General features: G+C 25.3%; 1 protein-coding gene and 1 pseudogene. One reads left to right on the top strand and one right to left on the bottom strand.

The genetic code is table 4. The features are described 5' to 3' along the window. Positions 1–973: hypothetical protein (locus tag D9R21_RS07605; RefSeq protein WP_158613972.1), on the top strand; the 973-nt coding region annotated here is incomplete at its 5' end. Positions 974–1,009: 36 nt separating this feature from the next. On the opposite strand, the pseudogene D9R21_RS07600 reads toward D9R21_RS07605, so the two are convergent. After that, positions 1,010–1,425: pseudogene (locus D9R21_RS07600) on the bottom strand (DUF3688 family protein); the annotation flags it as partial.

Genomic DNA, 1,425 nt, shown 5'->3' with positions numbered 1-1,425 from the left:
ATTAAATAATTATTTACGTGATATGACAACTAATTATAAAACTAGTTTCTTACTCCCGCATGATTATGAAATACCAACATTTAATTACCCTGAATATGTTCTCCCACCAGTACCATATAACTATAAAACTTATACACAAGATATTTTAATTGGAAATCAAGAAGTTTTAATGTTATTTTCGGCACTTTATAATAGTAAATGTGTTGAAATATCAAAACCTTATGATAAAGCTACTCATAATTATTTTGATGAAAATAATACATATTATTCAAATTGTGAATTTGAGATTGATTTAAGACAAATTGACCCAACAATTCAAAGTATTGATAAATTTATTAGTTCATATAAAACAATAGAAATAAGTAATTTAGGTAGTAATTTAACAGTCCTATATAATGGAATGGAAATAAAAGATGTTTTATCTCCACTTACTTCTGGGCCTAAAATTGGTAGAGCGGGCTGTACAGATTGATTTGGAACATTAAAAGATTATACAGTGGAAACAAGGGGTACTATACAAATTGATAATATTAATTTTGAAAATATAATAACTTTGTACACTGATAATATAAAAGTAAATGATATTCAAACATTTGCTACTGGACATACTAATGGTTTACCAACAAATAAAGATTATAGAGATAAAATTAGAACTGCATATGAATGACAGAACGTATTTTTTTATCTTTTTTTACAAGTAACAAAAATATCAAATAATGATAATGATAAAATTAAAGAAGCATATTTACAAGCTTATTATACTAATGATTTAAAATTAAAAATTAGATTTACAAAAACTGTTATTCCTAAATTCATGGGAGTCGAAGGTTATGGAGATATTTATTATATGGGAACATCAGCGTTTCCGGAAGAAGAAAGTGGAAATATAATATTTAGTACAAACAATATAGGGGTACATAATATTAAAAACACATCTAATTCTGCTATTAAAATTACAATTAATCCAAGATAAAAAAATAAAGTAGAGGAACCATTAAGTTCCTCTACTTTATTCTTTTCAATCAATAACTTCACCAGTTTCTTTGTTTATTTTTGGTTTTTCAGGTTCATTATTGTCATCTCAACGATAAATTAATGGATTTACATAAAGTCCTCCGCCAAATGCTACACAGTTATCTGTTGTTATACCGGCAAAAGATATTTTTTGCTTATCAATAATAAAAATGTTTTCATCCTTATATTTAGAAAAATAAATAATAGCATATCATTTACTATTTTTTTTATTAAATTCATTTTTATATGCACTTTTATTAACTAATGATCATTTACTATTTTCTAGTGGTTTGGTTACTATTGGTGTTGGATTTTCTTGATCATCATTACTATATTTATTATTAGAGTTATCACAAGCCACTAAACTGGTTGTACTTGTTGCAATTAAAGTGATCGTTCCTAAAATACTTA

It is taken from the genome of Spiroplasma endosymbiont of Megaselia nigra, from assembly GCF_003987485.1.
Lineage (GTDB): Bacteria > Bacillota_I > Bacilli_A > Mycoplasmatales > Mycoplasmataceae > Spiroplasma.
The sequence above is the reverse complement of the archived record's forward strand: the minus strand, read 5'-3'. Positions and strand labels throughout refer to the sequence as shown.